Here is a 13753-nt window from a genome sequence, read left to right on the forward strand (position 1 = left end):
CTCCCTTATTTCGTCCAAGGCAATCGACATGACCGACATTCAGAATAAGAACTACATCATTGCCCTTGATCAGGGTACGACCAGCTCCCGCGCGATCATTTTCGACCGCGACGCAAACGTGGTCTGCACCGCCCAGCGCGAATTCGCCCAGCATTACCCACAGGCCGGTTGGGTCGAACACGATCCGATGGAAATCTTCGCCACCCAGAGCGCGGTGATGGTTGAAGCGCTGGCCCAGGCTGGCCTGCATCACGATCAGGTTGCCGCCATCGGCATCACCAACCAGCGTGAAACCACCGTGGTCTGGGACAAGACCACCGGTCGCCCGGTGTACAACGCCATCGTCTGGCAGTGCCGCCGCAGCACCGAGATCTGCCAGCAGCTCAAGCGCGATGGCCACGAAGACTACATCCGTGACAACACCGGCCTGGTCACCGACCCGTACTTCTCCGGCACCAAGCTGAAGTGGATCCTCGACAACGTCGAAGGCAGCCGCGCGCGTGCGCGCAACGGCGAACTGCTGTTCGGCACCGTCGATAGCTGGCTGATCTGGAAATTCACCGGCGGCAAGGTGCACGTCACCGACTACACCAACGCCTCGCGCACCATGCTCTTCAACATCCATTCGCTGGAATGGGATTCGAAGATGCTGGAAATCCTCGACATCCCGCGCGAGATGCTTCCGGAAGTCAAAGCGTCGTCGGAAATCTACGGTCGCACCAAGAGCGGCATCGCCATCGGCGGTATCGCCGGCGACCAGCAGGCGGCGCTGTTCGGCCAGATGTGCGTCGAACCGGGCCAGGCGAAAAACACCTACGGCACCGGCTGCTTCCTGTTGATGAACACCGGCGACAAAGCGGTGAAATCCCAGCACGGCATGCTCACCACCATCGCTTGCGGCCCGCGTGGCGAAGTGGCTTACGCCCTGGAAGGCGCGGTGTTCAACGGTGGCTCGACCGTGCAGTGGCTGCGTGATGAACTGAAGATCGTCAACGACGCTCACGACACCGAATACTTCGCCAATAAAGTGAAGGACAGCAACGGCGTGTATCTCGTACCGGCCTTTACCGGCCTGGGCGCTCCGTACTGGGACCCGTATGCCCGTGGCGCACTGTTCGGCCTGACCCGCGGCGTGCGCGTGGATCACATCATCCGCGCCGCACTGGAGTCGATTGCCTACCAGACCCGCGACGTACTCGACGCCATGCAACAGGACTCCGGCGAACGCCTCAAGGCCCTGCGCGTGGACGGCGGCGCGGTCGCCAACAACTTCCTGATGCAATTCCAGGCCGACATCCTCGGCACTCAGGTCGAGCGCCCGCAAATGCGCGAAACCACGGCTCTCGGTGCGGCGTATCTGGCCGGTCTGGCGTGCGGCTTCTGGGGCAGCCTGGAAGAACTGCGCGGCAAGGCTGTGATCGAACGCGAATTCGAACCGAGCCTGGACGAAGCGGCGAAAGAGAAACTCTACAAAGGCTGGAAAAAAGCCGTCAGCCGCACCCGTGACTGGGAACGTGAGGACGCTGAATAAGCCAACCTGAGTACTCGTATCCGTATGTAACTGGTCGGGAGCGGATTCCTGCGGCATCATGGGCAAATTTTGCACGGCAGCCCAAAGGAAGCCCCATGAATCTGCCTCCCCGTCAGCAGCAAATCCTCGAGCTGGTCCGCGAACGCGGCTATGTGAGCATCGAGGAAATGGCGACGCTGTTCGTTGTTACCCCGCAGACCATCCGCCGCGATATCAATCAGCTCGCGGAAGCCAATCTGTTGCGTCGCTACCATGGCGGCGCGGCCTATGATTCCAGCGTCGAAAACACCGCCTACGCGATGCGCGCCGACCAGATGCGCGACGAAAAACAACGCATCGGCGAAGCCATTGCCGCGCAGATCCCCGATCACGCCTCGCTGTTCATCAACATCGGCACCACCACCGAATCGATCGCCCGCGCCCTGCTCAACCATAGTCACCTGAAAATCATCACCAACAACCTGAACGTCGCCTCGATGCTCAGCGCCAAGGATGACTTCGATGTGCTGCTGACTGGCGGCAACGTGCGCCGTGACGGTGGCGTGGTCGGTCAGGCGAGCGTGGACTTCATCAACCAGTTCAAGGTCGATTTCGCGCTGGTGGGTATCAGCGGCATTGACGAAGACGGTAGCCTGCTCGATTTCGATTATCAGGAAGTGCGGGTTTCCCAAGCGATCATCGCCAATGCGCGGCAGGTGATCCTGGCGGCGGACTCCAGCAAGTTCGGGCGTAACGCGATGATCCGCCTCGGTCCGATCAGCCTGATCGATTGCCTGGTGACCGATCAGCAGCCGGTGCCGGCGCTGGCGCAGTTGCTGAGCCAGCACAAGATTCGTCTGGAAGTCGTTTAACCCCCACTTGGCGCAGCTCCCCTGTGGCGAGGGAGCTTGCTCCCGCTGGGCTGCGAAGCGGCCCCAAAACCATATAATCCAGTGCCTCCAGCCACTTCCTGCGCATCGGATGTACGACGGCTCCGCCGCCGAGCGGGAGCAAGCTCCCTCGCCACAAAGATCATCTGCGCCTCAATAATGTTCGAAAATTTTCTTTTGGCCGCCCTTCGATGAGTTTTTTCAATCGAAGGCGACTGGCTGTGCGCGGCTTTATGGGCTACCATTTTCGCAAATGAACATTTATGTTCGATTTCCAAGACAGAAAATCAAAAGAGCCCGAGGCCAGCCGATGTCCACCTCTACCTTGCGTACGCCCCCTATCTCCGAGATCTACGATGTTGCCGTGATTGGCGGCGGGATCAATGGCGTGGGGATCGCAGCGGATGCCGCCGGTCGCGGTCTTTCGGTGTTCCTTTGCGAAAAGGACGACCTGGCCAGCCACACCTCGTCGGCCAGCAGCAAGCTGATCCACGGTGGCCTGCGCTACCTCGAACATTACGAATTCCGTCTGGTGCGTGAAGCACTGGCCGAGCGCGAAGTGCTGCTGGCCAAGGCGCCGCACATCGTCAAGCCGATGCGTTTCGTGCTGCCGCACCGTCCGCACCTGCGTCCGGCGTGGATGATTCGCGCCGGCCTGTTCCTCTATGACAACCTCGGCAAGCGCGAAAAGCTGCCAGGTTCGAAAAGCCTGAAATTCGGCGCCGACAGCGCGCTGAAAAGCGAAATCACCAAAGGCTTCGAATACTCCGATTGCTGGGTCGATGACGCCCGCCTCGTAGTGCTGAACGCCATGGCCGCCCGGGAAAAAGGCGCCCACGTGCACACCCAGACCCGTTGCGTCAGCGCCCGCCGCACCAAGGGCCTGTGGCACCTGAGCCTGGAGCGCGCCGATGGCAGCCTGTTTTCGATCACCGCCAAGGCGCTGGTGAACGCCGCCGGCCCGTGGGTCGCCAAGTTCATCCGTGACGACCTGAAGATGGAATCGCCGTACGGCATCCGCCTGATTCAGGGCAGCCACATCATCGTGCCGAAACTGTACGAAGGTGATCACGCGCACATCCTGCAAAACGAAGATCAGCGCATCGTCTTCACCATTCCGTACCTGAATCACTTCACCCTGATCGGCACCACCGACCGCGAATACACCGGCGACCCGGCGAAAGTGGCAATCACCGACGGCGAAACCGATTACCTGCTCAAAGTGGTCAACGCCCACTTCAAGAAGCAGATCAGCCGCGACGACATCCAGCACAGCTACTCGGGCGTCCGTCCGCTGTGCAATGACGAGTCCGACAACCCGTCCGCCGTGACCCGCGATTACACCCTGGCCTTGTCCGGTGGCGGCGAAGAAGCGCCGCTGCTGTCGGTGTTCGGCGGCAAGCTGACCACCTACCGCAAACTCGCCGAGTCAGCGATGGCCCAGTTGATGCCGTACTTCACCCAGATGCGCCCGAGCTGGACCGACACCGCGACCCTGCCCGGCGGCGAAGACATGACCACCCCGCAGGCCTTGAGCGCGCAGATTCGCGACAAGTTCGATTTCGTCCCGACCGAGATCGCCCGCCGCTGGGCCACCACCTACGGCAGCCGCACCTGGCGCATGCTCGAGGGCGTCGAGTCCCTGAACGACATGGGCGAACACCTTGGCGGCGGGCTTTACACCCGTGAAGTCGATTACCTGTGCAGCGAAGAATGGGCCACCACAGCGCACGACATCCTGTGGCGTCGCAGCAAACTGGGCCTGTTCACCACCCCGGCCGAGCAGGAGAAACTGGCGGCGTATCTGGGCAAGGTCGAGCAGAACCGCAAGATTGAAGCGGCGTGATTTGAACATCGCTTAAACGAAGCCCCTGAATTGAGAGATTCAGGGGGCTTTTTTGTTTATCCGCGCCGGACACTGAACCTGTGGCGAGGGAGCTTGCTCCCGCTGGGTCGCGTAGCGGCCCTTTCATAAAAGCGGGCCTGCTGCGCAGTCCAGCGGGAGCAAGCTCCCTCGCCACAACAGCGTTCGGATTTCCGAACGCGACCTGTCGGTCGATTCGGATAACCGGATCAGTGACTGCCAAAAACACCGACATAAAACTTTAATCACCTTATAAATCAAGCCATTAGCCACTATCGACTGCTCTGGCACGACTCATGCTCTACACTCTCTCGACGAATGCCTGCCGTGCCAACACTTCAGGAGCCGTCAGGCATTCGAAGCACAAAAGGGCCGACGAACTGGCTCCATAAAAAAAACAATTCGAGGAAAATTTGATGCGCATCGTTCCCCATATCCTGGGCGCAGCCATTGCGGCCGCTCTGATCAGCACGCCAGTTTTCGCCGCCGAACTCACCGGCACCCTGAAGAAAATCAACGATTCCGGCACCATCACCCTCGCTCACCGCGACAGCTCCATCCCGTTTTCCTACATCGCGGATGCTTCCGGCAAGCCAGTGGGCTACTCCCACGACATTCAACTGGCCATCGTTGAAGCCCTGAAAAAAGACCTGAACAAGCCAGACCTGCAGGTCAAATACAACCTGGTGACCTCGCAGACCCGTATCCCGCTGATCCAGAACGGCACCGCGGATATCGAGTGCGGTTCCACCACTAACAACGCCGAACGCGCCCAACAGGTCGACTTCACCGTCAACATCTTCGAAATCGGCACCCGTCTGCTGGTCAAGAAAGACAAGGAAGGCAACCCGTCCTACAAAGACTTTGCCGACCTCAAAGGCAAAAACGTCGTGACCACCGCCGGCACCACGTCGGAGCGCATCATCAAAGCGATGAACGCCGACAAGCAGATGGGCATGAACATCATCTCCGCCAAGGACCACGGTGAGTCCTTCAACATGCTGGAAAGCGGCCGCGCCGTTGCCTTCATGATGGACGACGCGCTGTTGGCCGGTGAAGAAGCCAAGGCCAGGAATCCAAAAGACTGGATCATCACCGGTACTCCGCAATCGTTCGAAGCCTACGCATGCATGGTTCGCAAAGACGACCCCGCCTTCAAGAAGGCTGTGGATGACGCCATCGTTGGCCTGTTCAAGTCCGGCGAGATCAACAAGATCTACAGCAAGTGGTTCGAAAGCAAGATTCCACCAAAAGACCTGAACCTCAACTTCCCGATGAGCGACAAGGTCAAGGAACTGATTGCCAACCCGAGCGACAAGCCGGCGCCTGACGTAAAAATCTGATTCCTGACTAACCTTATCTCCTGAGGGAGCCACCCTCCCTCAGGCGTCTGTTACCTGCTGGTTTTACAGTGGAACACTCGACCTGGCGGTTTTCGAGCCGATCGCGTGTGCCCGGCGTTCAACGTCGGACGGGAAAGGATTTTCCCCAAGCGGGTGCTTGTACATCGATCGATCTCGAGGGGAGACCCTAATGAATTACAACTGGGACTGGGGCGTGTTCTTCAAGTCCACCGGCGTGGGCAGCGAGACTTATCTCGACTGGTACATCGCCGGCCTGGGCTGGACCATTGCCATCGCTGTCGTGGCATGGATCATCGCCTTGCTGCTGGGCTCCATTCTGGGGGTCATGCGCACCGTGCCAAACCGCCTCGTATCGGGCATCGCGACCTGCTACGTCGAACTGTTTCGCAACGTGCCGCTGCTGGTGCAGCTGTTCATCTGGTACTTCCTGGTGCCCGACCTGCTGCCGCAGAACCTGCAGGACTGGTACAAACAGGATCTGAACCCGACCACCTCGGCCTACCTGAGCGTTGTCGTGTGCCTGGGCCTGTTCACCGCCGCCCGGGTCTGCGAGCAAGTGCGCACCGGTATCCAGGCGCTGCCGCGTGGTCAGGAATCCGCCGCCCGCGCCATGGGCTTCAAGCTGCCGCAGATCTACTGGAACGTGCTGCTGCCCCAGGCCTACCGCATCATCATTCCGCCGCTGACCTCGGAATTCCTCAACGTCTTCAAGAACTCCTCCGTGGCGTCCTTGATCGGCCTGATGGAACTGCTGGCGCAAACCAAGCAGACCGCCGAGTTCTCGGCCAACCTGTTTGAAGCCTTCACCCTGGCCACGCTGATCTACTTCACCCTGAACATGAGCCTGATGTTGCTGATGCGCATGGTCGAGAAGAAAGTCGCAGTGCCCGGCCTGATCTCCGTGGGGGGTAAATAATGGACTTCGATTTCAGCGGCATCATCCCCGCGATTCCGGGCCTGTGGAACGGCATGGTCATGACCCTGCAGCTGATGGTCATGGGCGTGATCGGCGGCATCGTGCTGGGGACCATCCTCGCGCTGATGCGCCTGTCGTCGAGCAAACTGCTGTCGCGGGTCGCCGGCGCCTACGTGAACTACTTCCGCTCGATCCCCCTGCTGCTGGTGATCACCTGGTTCTACCTGGCGGTGCCGTTCGTGCTGCGCTGGATCACCGGCGAAGACACCCCGATCGGCGCGTTTACCTCCTGTGTCGTGGCCTTCATGATGTTCGAAGCCGCGTACTTCTGCGAGATCGTCCGGGCCGGCGTGCAGTCGATCCCCAAAGGCCAGATGGCCGCAGCGCAAGCGATGGGCATGACCTATGGCCAGACCATGCGTCTGATCATCCTGCCCCAGGCGTTCCGCAAGATGACCCCGTTGCTGCTGCAACAGTCGATCATCCTGTTCCAGGACACCTCGCTGGTCTACACCGTGGGCCTGGTGGACTTCCTCAACTCCGCCCGTTCCAGCGGCGACATCATCGGTCGTTCCAACGAGTTCCTGATCTTTGCCGGTGTCGTCTACTTCATCATCAGCTTTTCCGCCTCGCTGCTGGTCAAGCGTCTGCAAAAAAGGTTTGCCGTATGATCTCCATCAAGAACATCAACAAGTGGTATGGCGACTTCCAGGTGCTGACTGATTGCAGCACCGAGGTCAAGAAAGGCGAAGTGATCGTGGTCTGCGGCCCGTCGGGTTCGGGCAAGTCGACCCTGATCAAGTGCGTCAACGCGCTGGAGCCGTTCCAGAAAGGCGACATCGTCGTCGACGGCACCTCGATTGCCGACTCCAAGACCAACCTGCCGAAACTGCGTTCGCGCGTCGGCATGGTGTTCCAGCATTTCGAGCTGTTCCCGCACCTGACCATCACCGAAAACCTGACCATCGCGCAGATCAAGGTGCTGGGCCGCAGCAAGGAAGAAGCGACCAAAAAAGGTCTGCAACTGCTCGAGCGCGTCGGCTTGTCGGCGCATGCCCACAAGCACCCGGGGCAACTGTCCGGCGGTCAGCAGCAGCGTGTGGCGATTGCCCGTGCGCTGGCGATGGACCCGATCGTCATGCTGTTCGACGAACCGACCTCGGCGCTCGATCCGGAAATGGTCAACGAAGTGCTCGACGTGATGGTGCAACTGGCCCACGAAGGCATGACCATGATGTGCGTGACCCACGAAATGGGTTTCGCGCGCAAAGTGGCTGACCGCGTGATCTTCATGGACGCCGGCAAGATCATCGAAGACTGCCCGAAAGAGGAATTCTTCGGCGACATCAGCGCCCGCTCCGAACGCGCGCAGCATTTCCTCGAGAAAATCCTGCAGCACTAAAAGCAACACCGATTTGCCCTTGTGGCGAGGGAGCTTGCTCCCGCTGGGTCGCGCAGCGGCCCCAAAACCTGCCAATGCGATCTATCTGAAACACCGCATTGAATGGATTTACGACTGCTTCGCAGCCGAGCGGGAGCAAGCTCCCTCGCCACAGGTTCCAGGCTCGACCAAACCAGTGCGTCGTCCGCGGCAGCGCTGGTTGACCCAAGGCAACTGTGATGAAATGCGACCCCAATCTCTATCGCGCAGCGCCGCCATCACTTGCCGTGAAGCCCCGTCTGATTCGCCATCTGTTCCTGCCGCCACTGATCATTGTCCTGATGATCGGCCTGGGTTACGCCGGCTTCTGGACCAGTGAACATTTCGGCATCCGCAGCCTCAGCGAAAACGGCCAGCGTCAGCTCGAACTGCACGCGCGCACCGTCGAAAGCGAGATCAGCAAATACACTTACCTGCCCAGCCTGCTGGAACTGGAAACCAGTGTCCCGCAACTGCTGGCCGACCCGACCCCGGAACACCGGCAAACGGTCAATGCTTACCTTGAGGGCCTGAACCGGCGCAGCCGCAGTCGGGCCATCTACGTCATGGACACCACCGGCCGCGTGATGGCCACCAGCAACTGGCGCGACGTCGACAGTTACCTCGGTGAAGACCTGTCCTTTCGCGCCTATTTCCAGAAAGCCGTACGCGGCGAGCCCGGACGTTTCTACGGCATCGGCAGCACCAGCGGCGAACCCGGTTACTACCTCGCCCATGGCCTGGAAGAACACGGCAAGATCATCGGCGTCGCCGTGGTCAAGGTGCGCCTCGAAGCCCTGGAGGAACGCTGGCAGCGCGCCCGCCTGGAAGCCTTCGTCAGCGACGAGAACGGCATCATCATTCTTTCCAGCGATCCGGCGCGGCGCCTGAAATCGGTGGTGCCGTTGAGCGATGAAACCAAAGAAAAACTCGCGCGCAGCCTGCAGTACTACTGGTTCCCGCTCAACGAACTGCAACCGCTGGCCCGCGAAACCCTGGCCGACGGTGTGGAGAAACTGACCTTCCCGGCCAACAGTGAACTGAGCGCCGATGACGACAGCATCAGCTATCTGGCGCAGACCCGGCCGCTGAGCGATACGCCATGGAATTTCACCCTGCTCACGCCGTTGCAGGACTTGCGTCGTGAAGCGATCAATCAGGGCATTCTGGTGGCCGTGGCCTTTGCCCTGGTGGCGTTCCTGCTGATCGCCTGGAACGAGCGGCGCAAGGTCATCGCCACCCGCCTCGCGGCCCGCGAAGCCTTGCAGGAAGCCAACAATCAACTGGAGCGTCGGATTACCGAACGCACCGGCGACCTGCGTGCCAGCAACGAACGGCTGAAGAGTCAGATCCGCGAACGACGCCAGGCCGAAGAGACCCTGCGCCGCGCCCAGGACGAGCTGGTGCAGGCCGGCAAACTCGCGGCCATCGGCCAGATGTCGACCAGCATCGCCCACGAACTGAACCAGCCGCTGGCGGCGATGCGCACCCTGTCCGGCAACACCATTCGCTTTCTGGAACGCGGCCAGCTCGATGTCGCCAGCACCAACCTCAAGACCATCAACGACCTGATCGACCGCATGGGCCGGATCACCGCCAGCCTGCGTTCGTTCGCCCGGCGCGGCGACGACAAGGGTCAGGCCAGTCTCGGCAAAGCGGTGGATGCTGCGCTGCAATTGCTCGGGGCGCGGGTGGACAGCATGGCGCTGCAACTGCACCGGCAGTGCAGCGACGTTCAGGTGCAGATCGACCAGACCCGCCTCGAACAGATTCTGGTCAACCTGATCGGCAACGCCCTCGACGCCATGCAGGCGCAACCCTTGCCGCAGCTGTGGCTGGAAGGCGAAACGTTCAACGGCAAATACCGCCTGCGGGTGCGCGACAATGGCCACGGCGTCGACGCCGAAGCGCGCAAGCATCTGTTCGAGCCGTTCTTCACCACCAAACCCGGCGAGCAGGGCCTGGGCCTCGGCCTGACCCTCTCCGCCAGCCTCGCTGCCGCCACCGGCGGGCACCTGGGTGTCGAACACCCGGCCAGCGGTGGCACCACCTTCGTCCTCAGTTTACCGTTGGTAAGCCCTGATTCTGCCGAGCCAATATGAACCACGACCTTAGTGTGCTGATCGTCGAAGACGACCCCCATGTGCTGCTCGGCTGCCAGCAGGCGCTGACCCTGGAAGACATTCCCTGCATCGGCGTCGGCAGTGCCGAAGAAGCGCTGGAGCGGGTCGGCGACAACTTTGCCGGCATCGTCATCAGTGACATTCGCCTGCCCGGCATCGATGGCCTCGAACTGCTGACCCGCCTCAAGCAACGCGACCGCAGCCTGCCGGTGGTGCTGATCACCGGTCATGGCGATATCTCCATGGCCGTCGGCGCGATGCAGAAAGGCGCCTACGATTTCATGGAAAAACCGTTCTCCCCGGAGCGACTGGTGGACGTCGCCCGTCGTGCGCTGGAGCAACGCAGCCTGGCCCGGGAAGTCTCGTCGCTGCGGCGGCAGCTGGCCGAACGCGATTCTCTCGAGGGTCGGATCATCGGGCGCTCGCCAGCCATGCAGAACCTGCGCGAGCTGATCGCCAACGTCGCCGACACCTCGGCCAACGTATTGATCGAAGGCGAGACCGGCACCGGCAAGGAACTGGTCGCCCGCTGCCTGCACGACTTCAGTCGCCGGCATGCCAAGCAGTTCGTCGCACTGAACTGCGGCGGTCTGCCGGAAAACCTCTTCGAAAGCGAGATCTTCGGTCACGAGGCCAACGCCTTCACCGGCGCCGGCAAACGGCGCATCGGCAAGATCGAACACGCTGACGGCGGCACGCTGTTCCTCGATGAAGTGGAAAGCATGCCCCTGCCCTTGCAGATCAAACTGCTGCGGGTGTTGCAGGAACGCACCCTCGAACGCCTCGGTTCGAACCAGAGCGTGGCGGTGGATTGCCGGGTGATTGCCGCGACCAAATCCGACCTCGACGACGCGAGCAAGGCCGGCGAGTTTCGCAGCGACTTGTACTACCGCCTCAACGTGGTGACGCTGGAACTGCCACCGCTGCGCGAGCGCCGTGAAGACATCCTGCAACTGTTCGAACACTTCACCCAGCAGTCGGCGCTGCGTTTCGACCGCGCGCTGCCGGAGCTGGACAACCAGACCCTGTCGAACCTGATGAGCCACGACTGGCCGGGCAACGTGCGTGAGTTGCGTAACGTCGCCGAGCGCTTTGCCCTCGGCCTGCCAGCGTTCAAGAAGTCCGGCGCCAGCAGCGGCGGTCAGGGGCTGGCGTTCGCCGAAGCGGTGGAAGCCTTCGAGCGCAACCTGCTCAATGACGCCTTGCAACGCAGTGGCGGCAACCTGACCCAGGCCAGCCTGGAACTGGGCATGGCCAAGACCACGCTGTTCGACAAAGTGAAAAAGTACGGGTTGAGCCACTGATGGATCTGATTCTCAAAGCCGCCCTTGGCGCGGCAGTGGTGGTGATCCTCGCCGCGCTGTCGAAGACCAAAAACTATTACATCGCCGGGCTGGTCCCCCTGTTTCCGACCTTCGCGCTGATCGCCCATTACATCGTCGGCAACAGCCGTTCGATCGACGATCTGAAGGCGACCATCGTGTTTGGCATGTGGTCGATCATTCCGTACTTCATCTACCTGGCGACGCTCTACGTGATGGTTGACCGGATGCGCCTGGAGGCGTCACTGGCGGTGGCGGTTGTCGCGTGGTTGATCGCCGCCAGCGTATTGGTCTCGGTGTGGGTGCGCCTGCACAGCTGATCCCTGTAGGAGCTGCCGCCCCGGGGGTGGGGATTCAGTTGCTGACGGTGCCGCCCCGGGTTTCACTGATGATCTGCCGGATCGCTCCGACAAAAGTGTCCACCGGTTGCCCGCCCGTCACCGCGTACTGACCGTTGAACACCACGGTCGGCACTGAACTCACGCCGCGCTGCAGCCACAGTTGCTCTTCTTCGCGCACTTCATCGGCAAATTCGTCGCTGGCCAGAATCGCCTCGGCACGTTGCCGATCCAGACCCACGCTTTCGGCAATCTGCGCCAATTGCGCATGATCCGACGGATTGCCGCCATCGGTGAAATAGGCCTTGAACAGCGCTTCTTTCAACGGCAACTGCACACCTTCCAGCCCGGCCCAATGCAACAGACGATGGGCATCGAAGGTGTTGTAGATGCGGCTGTTGCCATCGGTACGAAAGGCAAACCCGACGTCGGCGCCACGGGCACGAATTGCTTCGCGGTTTTTCTGTGACTGCTCCGGGGTCGAGCCGTACTTTTCGCTGATGTGTTCGGTGATGTTCTGCCCGTCCGGGCCCATCTTCGGGTTCAGTTCGAACGGCTGGAAATGAATCTCGGCCTGCACTTCGTTGCGCAGGATTTCCAGCGCCTGAAGCAGGCCATACAGACCGACGACGCACCACGGGCAGGAGACGTCGCTGACGAAATCGATTTTCAAAGCGGAACTCATCACACACCTCGCAGACAGAACGCACATCGCAAAGTCTGAAAGATACACCTGTAGGAGCTGCCGCAGGCTGCGATCTTTTGATTTTTAAAAGCCAAAGATCGCAGCCTGCGACAGCTCCTACAGGGGGTGCATGCCAGTGCAGGAGTGAGCCTGGGGCCGACCCGGTTACAACAGATTCCCCGCCGCCACCGGCTCGATCTGCGCCCAGTGCGAGGTGTCTTCACGGTGCTCTTGCAAATACGGCAACACCGCCGCCAGCAACGGCGCCTTGAACGCCTCTTGGAAACGATGGGCCAGCCCCGGAATCAGCTTCAGCTGACTGCCACGGATATGCGCCGCCAGATGCACGCCATGCATCACCGGCAACAACGGATCGGCCGTGCCGTGCACCACCAGGGTCGGGACCCGCAGTTGATTGAGCAAGGTGACCCGGCTCGGCTCGGCGAGGATCGCCATGATCTGGCGCTTCACACCTTCAGGATTGAATGCCCGGTCGTAAGCAATCGCCGCCTGATGCAGCAGTGCTTGCCGATCATCAGTGACTGACGGGCTACCGAGCGCCGCCAGCAGATCGGCCTGCTGCTCCAGCGCTACCTCGCGATTCGGTGCGCCACGCCGCGCCAGCAGTTGCACCAGCGCCGCACTGGGCGCCGGCAACCCTTCGGCGCCGGAACTGGTCATGATCAGCGTCAGACTCTCCACCCGCTGCGGAGCCATCGCCGCCAGATGCTGGGCGATCATCCCGCCCATGCTCGCGCCCAGCACGTGAAACTGGTCGATGTGCAACGCGTCCATCAAACCCAGCGCATCGTCGGCCATGTCGGTCAGCGAATACGGCGCCGACACCGGCAAGCCGAGCTTGTAGCGCAACACCTCGAACGTCAGGTTGGCCTCGGCCGGAGCCTGACGCCAAGTGGACAGACCAACATCGCGATTGTCATAGCGGATCACCCGAAAACCCTGCTGACACAGCGCAACCACCACTTCGTCGGGCCAGTGAATCAACTGGCCTCCCAGGCCCATGACCAGTAACAGCGCCGGATCCGAAGCACGACCGATGCTCTGGTACGCCAGGCTCACCTGTGCCAGATCGACCCGTTCAGTCGGTACATTGACGTCGCAACGCGAAGCCGCCATCGACGGCAGGCCGAACAACAGCGCGGCCAACAGAAAAAATAAACGCATGAAGAAACACCGAAACGCAGAACCCCAGTAGAGCGCGAGTCTGATGAAGTTTGTTCAAGCGCGCTGCCACAGTTGCGTGACAGTTTGATGAAGATTGCCGAGCGGTCATTCTGCACAGCGTCCCGACGTCCGGCAC

Annotated in this window: 12 protein-coding genes; 10 read left to right on the plus strand and 2 right to left on the minus strand. The window is 61.0% G+C overall.

Going from position 1 to position 13753, the window contains the following annotated elements:
* Positions 1-28: 28 nt before the first annotated feature.
* The 10 genes from glpK to PMI25_RS09460 all read left to right on the plus strand — a co-directional run bounded on the left by glpK (position 29) and on the right by PMI25_RS09460 (position 11729).
* Complete coding sequence (gene glpK, locus PMI25_RS09415) at positions 29-1531, plus strand: glycerol kinase GlpK (protein WP_007963959.1); 1503 nt, start codon at positions 29-31, stop codon at positions 1529-1531.
* A gap of 95 nt (positions 1532-1626) precedes the next feature.
* Complete coding sequence (locus tag PMI25_RS09420) at positions 1627-2382, plus strand: DeoR/GlpR family transcriptional regulator (RefSeq protein WP_007963957.1); 756 nt, start codon at positions 1627-1629, stop codon at positions 2380-2382.
* A gap of 328 nt (positions 2383-2710) precedes the next feature.
* Entirely contained in the window at positions 2711-4246 is a 1536-nt protein-coding gene (gene glpD / locus PMI25_RS09425) for a glycerol-3-phosphate dehydrogenase (RefSeq protein WP_007963956.1), read from the plus strand.
* A 434-nt stretch (positions 4247-4680) separates the two neighbouring features.
* Positions 4681-5607: a glutamate/aspartate ABC transporter substrate-binding protein gene (locus tag PMI25_RS09430; protein WP_007963953.1), complete on the plus strand. Its 927-nt coding sequence runs from the start codon at positions 4681-4683 to the stop codon at positions 5605-5607.
* A gap of 190 nt (positions 5608-5797) precedes the next feature.
* Positions 5798-6544, plus strand: coding sequence for an amino acid ABC transporter permease (locus tag PMI25_RS09435; RefSeq protein WP_007963952.1), 747 nt, complete (start codon positions 5798-5800; stop codon positions 6542-6544).
* Positions 6544-7215: an amino acid ABC transporter permease gene (locus PMI25_RS09440; RefSeq protein ID WP_007963949.1), complete on the plus strand. Its 672-nt coding sequence runs from the start codon at positions 6544-6546 to the stop codon at positions 7213-7215. Before PMI25_RS09435 ends, PMI25_RS09440 begins: the two co-directional genes overlap by 1 nt.
* Positions 7212-7946 (plus strand): amino acid ABC transporter ATP-binding protein, encoded by a 735-nt coding sequence (locus tag PMI25_RS09445; protein ID WP_007963947.1) that lies wholly within the window; start codon positions 7212-7214, stop codon positions 7944-7946. Before PMI25_RS09440 ends, PMI25_RS09445 begins: the two co-directional genes overlap by 4 nt.
* Before the next feature lie 218 nt (positions 7947-8164).
* Positions 8165-10066 carry a sensor histidine kinase gene (locus PMI25_RS09450; RefSeq protein ID WP_007963945.1) on the plus strand — a complete coding sequence of 634 codons (1902 nt, stop codon included), beginning with the start codon at positions 8165-8167 and terminating at the stop codon, positions 10064-10066.
* Positions 10063-11391 (plus strand): sigma-54-dependent transcriptional regulator, encoded by a 1329-nt coding sequence (locus tag PMI25_RS09455; protein ID WP_007963944.1) that lies wholly within the window; start codon positions 10063-10065, stop codon positions 11389-11391. Before PMI25_RS09450 ends, PMI25_RS09455 begins: the two co-directional genes overlap by 4 nt.
* An 8-nt stretch (positions 11392-11399) precedes the next feature.
* Positions 11400-11729 (plus strand): GlpM family protein, encoded by a 330-nt coding sequence (locus PMI25_RS09460; RefSeq protein WP_177325712.1) that lies wholly within the window; start codon positions 11400-11402, stop codon positions 11727-11729.
* A gap of 34 nt (positions 11730-11763) precedes the next feature.
* Here the strand turns inward: PMI25_RS09460 and PMI25_RS09465 are convergent, their stop codons facing one another.
* Positions 11764-12432, minus strand: coding sequence for a DsbA family oxidoreductase (locus tag PMI25_RS09465; RefSeq protein ID WP_007963940.1), 669 nt, complete (start codon positions 12430-12432; stop codon positions 11764-11766).
* A gap of 165 nt (positions 12433-12597) precedes the next feature.
* A complete protein-coding gene (locus PMI25_RS09470) occupies positions 12598-13617 on the minus strand; it encodes an alpha/beta fold hydrolase (RefSeq protein ID WP_007968858.1) in 1020 nt (339 codons plus the stop codon).
* Positions 13618-13753: the final 136 nt, after the last annotated feature.

Source organism: Pseudomonas sp. GM30 (genome assembly GCF_000282275.2).
Lineage (GTDB): Bacteria > Pseudomonadota > Gammaproteobacteria > Pseudomonadales > Pseudomonadaceae > Aquipseudomonas.

Excerpts from the sequence above, each read along its gene's own strand:
- glpK (WP_007963959.1), top strand. The coding sequence starts at position 29 with ATGACCGACATTCAGAATAAGAACTACATCATTGCCCTTGATCAGGGT.
- PMI25_RS09420 (WP_007963957.1), top strand. The coding sequence starts at position 1,627 with ATGAATCTGCCTCCCCGTCAGCAGCAAATCCTCGAGCTGGTCCGCGAA.
- glpD (WP_007963956.1), top strand. The coding sequence starts at position 2,711 with ATGTCCACCTCTACCTTGCGTACGCCCCCTATCTCCGAGATCTACGAT.
- PMI25_RS09430 (WP_007963953.1), top strand. The coding sequence starts at position 4,681 with ATGCGCATCGTTCCCCATATCCTGGGCGCAGCCATTGCGGCCGCTCTG.
- PMI25_RS09435 (WP_007963952.1), top strand. The coding sequence starts at position 5,798 with ATGAATTACAACTGGGACTGGGGCGTGTTCTTCAAGTCCACCGGCGTG.
- PMI25_RS09440 (WP_007963949.1), top strand. The coding sequence starts at position 6,544 with ATGGACTTCGATTTCAGCGGCATCATCCCCGCGATTCCGGGCCTGTGG.
- PMI25_RS09445 (WP_007963947.1), top strand. The coding sequence starts at position 7,212 with ATGATCTCCATCAAGAACATCAACAAGTGGTATGGCGACTTCCAGGTG.
- PMI25_RS09450 (WP_007963945.1), top strand. The coding sequence starts at position 8,165 with ATGAAATGCGACCCCAATCTCTATCGCGCAGCGCCGCCATCACTTGCC.
- PMI25_RS09455 (WP_007963944.1), top strand. The coding sequence starts at position 10,063 with ATGAACCACGACCTTAGTGTGCTGATCGTCGAAGACGACCCCCATGTG.
- PMI25_RS09465 (WP_007963940.1), bottom strand. The coding sequence starts at position 12,432 with ATGAGTTCCGCTTTGAAAATCGATTTCGTCAGCGACGTCTCCTGCCCG.
- PMI25_RS09470 (WP_007968858.1), bottom strand. The coding sequence starts at position 13,617 with ATGCGTTTATTTTTTCTGTTGGCCGCGCTGTTGTTCGGCCTGCCGTCG.